Here is a 3,407-nt window from a genome sequence, read left to right on the forward strand (position 1 = left end):
ACTGGGTCAAGGTCTCCATCGACGTCTCCAGCTACGCCGACGATGCCGCGCACGAGATCCGCTTCGACTATGCGGCCACCGGCAGCGACGACGGTGACGTCTACGTCGACGACGTGACCATCGAGGAGACCGCAGGTTCGCCCAAGCGCTGACCGCGGTACGTAAATGGCGGGGCCTTCACGGAGAAGGCCCCGCTTTCGTGACGCCACTCGTCACGAGAGCAGAAGCCGCCCGGTGTGCTCGCACCGAACGGCGCTCCTTCCTGCACGAACCTTTTCCATCGGGGACCCTGAGATGAAAGGAACGATTCGTTGTGGCCTTCTTTCCGCGGCGCTGGCCAGCGCCTTGTTCGCCCCATCCGCCGCGGCGCTGACGCCGCAGGCGAACGTCAGCGCGCTGACGCGCGGCGTGGAACAGACCGAAGCCGGCGTCGACCGCCTGGACGGCCGCTACACGACCGACGGCGTCGCCGTCACGCTCGGCGAGCCTGCGTTCACCGCCAAGGCCGCCGCCCCGGAGACGATGGCGCGCGAATTCCTCGCCGCCCGCCACACGCAACTCGGCCTGAAAGCCGATGAAGCTTCTTCGCTCGCGCGCACGACGTTGCGCGAGGGCCGACATTTTTCGGTGGTGCGCTTCGAGCAGCGCCATCAGGGCCTGCCGGTCTACGGCAGCGACATCGCCGTCAGCGTGCGGCCGGACGGCAAGGTCATCTACGTGGCCAATTCCGCCGTCGGCGGACTCGGCACGCCGAGCAACGCGGACAACAAGACCGATGCCGACGCGCTGGCGATCGCCAAGCGGTATCTCGGCGTGTCCGAACTGAGCCATCAGAAGTCGCGCAAGATGGTCTACGCGTCACCGAGCGGCACGCGCATCGTCTGGCGCGTCGACGCGATCGCGAAGAACGGCCCGCAAGGCCGCTGGGAATTGCTGGTCGACGCACAGAGCGGCGACGTGCTGCGGGCGCAGGATCTCGCGCTGAACGCCGACGGCACCGGCACGGTGTGGACGCCCGATCCGCTGTCCTACAAGAAGGTCGCCTACGGTGGCGGCTACGTCGACGGCGACAACGCCGACACGCCGGAGCTGACCGGCGCGCTGGTCAGCGTCACGCTGCCCGACATCAGCCAGGACGGATCGGGCAACTACATCCTGTCCGGACCGTACGCGGTCTGCAAGGACTGGGACACGCCGCATCATGCCGGCGAATGCCCGGCGCTGCCGACGACCGACTTCTCGGCCACGCGCAGCACGGAATCGTTCGACGCGGTGATGGCCTATTACCACATCACGCGCTACATGAAGTACGTCAACGAGACGCTCGGCGTCGCCATCATGCCGGTGGAGCACACGGGCGGCGTGTACTTCGATCCGCACGCGCGGGACGGCGACGACAATTCCTACTACGTCGGCGGCGAGTTCGATCTCGGCTTCGGCGAGGGCGGTATCGACGACGCGCAGGACGCCGACGTGATCATCCACGAACTCGGTCATGGCCTGCACGACTGGGTCACCGGCGGTCACCTGTCGCGACAGGAAGGGTTGTCCGAGGGATTCGGCGACTACACGGCCGGCTCCTACAGCCGCGACTATCCGAATCAGTGGACATCCTCCGACACGGCCTACAACTGGGTCTTCAACTGGGACGGCCACAACGAGTTCTGGGCCGGCCGGGTGCTGAACTTCCAGTTGAATCGCACCTATCCCAACATCGGCACCCAGCATACCGCCGGCCAGTACTGGGCCTCGTGCAACCTCGAGGCACGCAAGAACATCCAGGCACTGGATGCGGCCGAGGGCGCCAAGACCTTCGACAAAGTCTATTTCCAGGGCATGGCGATGACCGGCGCCAGCACGAACCAGAAGGGTGCGGCGCAGGCAGTGATCAACGCCGCTGCCGCGGCAGGGCTCACGCAGGCGCAGATCGACGCGATCGGCACCGCCTACAACTCCGGCAACCAGAACGGCAACACCGGCTGCACCTACGACGTGACCGTGCCGGGCGCCGGCACCGATCCGAAGATCGTGGTCGACCCGACGACGCTGAGCGGCACCGCCGCGGCCGGCGCGTCGACGACGGCGCCGCTGACGATCAGGAATACCGGCGGCGGCAGCCTGGAGTGGTCGATCGTCGAAGCCGCCGATGCGGCGCGCGGGCATTTCCCGCGCGACCTGCGTCAGGCGACGCCGATCGGCGTCGCGCACCAGCACGGGCCGAAACTGGCACCGGTACCCGGTTCGACGCAGACGGCGACGAGCGCTGCCACCGCCGCGGTGCTGGCCGCCGTCAACGGCTATGCGCAGCGAAGCTCCAACACCGCGTCCAATCGTGCGCTGAAGTCGCTCGACTTCAACACGCCCGGTACCTTGACCACGGTGGGCGCTCCCAACCAGCAACCGTTCTGGGGCGCGGGCTTCTTGAACGGCGACACCAGCAAGCTGTACATGCTCGGCGACAGCGGACTGTATTGGGTCGATACGGCCACCGGCGCGGCGACGCAGATTTCCGCCAGTGCCGGCGGCGCCGACGTCTGGGCGATGACCGCCGATCCGACGACGCAGAAACTGTTCTGGATCGGCCCGAGCCTGGACCAGGAGCTTTCCACGGTCGACCCGGCCACCGGCGCGACGACCCTGGTCGCCGCGATCAGCGGAGCGGCGGCGGGCGACACCATCACCGGCATCGCCGCCAACGCGCAAGGCCAGTTGTACGGCATCGACGCCGACAGCGACAGCCTGATTTCGATCGACAAGGCGACCGGCGACACCGCCGTGATCGGCTCGCTCGGCATGGACGCGAACAACGTCGCCGGACTGGTGTTCGATCCCGCATCAGGAACGCTGTACTTCGCCGATGGCGCGACCGGCATGTACACCGTGAACGTCACCACCGGCGCGGCGACCTTGATCGGCACCGTGCAGGACGGCGTGCAATTGGTCGCGATGGCGATCGGCGGCGGCGGTACGCCGCCGGGCGGCTGCACCAATCCGTCGGATGTGCCGTGGCTGTCGGCTTCGCCCACCTCGGGCACGGCGGCGGCCGGCGGCAGTTCCGCCGTGACCGTCACGCTGAACGCGACGGGACTGGCGGCCGGCAGCTACGACGCCAACCTGTGCGTCGCCAGCAACGACGCGACCAATCCGCTGGTCACCGTGCCGGTCAGCTTCACCGTCACCGGCGGCGGCAGCGATCCGTGCTCGGCGAAGGACACGATCTTCTGCGACGGCTTCGACGGTGCCGGCGGCGGTCCGTTCGAGCAGCCGGTCAAGGATCCGAGCTTCGAAGCCACGCCCGGCAGCACCGAGCCGAACCCGGATTGGACCGGCGTCGACGACAACTCCAGCTCCGGCGGCACGCCGTTCTACGACTTCAACGACACCACCCTCGCCGACGGCGCCCACAC

Annotated in this window: 1 protein-coding gene; it reads left to right on the forward strand. The window is 67.9% G+C overall.

Features of this window, described 5'->3' with window-relative positions; genetic code table 11:
• Positions 1-294: 294 nt before the first annotated feature.
• Positions 295-3,407 (forward strand): DUF4394 domain-containing protein (locus J7520_RS18505; RefSeq protein ID WP_291191713.1); only part of this gene is annotated, 3,113 nt, incomplete at its 3' end.

This window comes from Dokdonella sp. (assembly GCF_017744955.1).
Lineage (GTDB): Bacteria > Pseudomonadota > Gammaproteobacteria > Xanthomonadales > Rhodanobacteraceae > Dokdonella_A.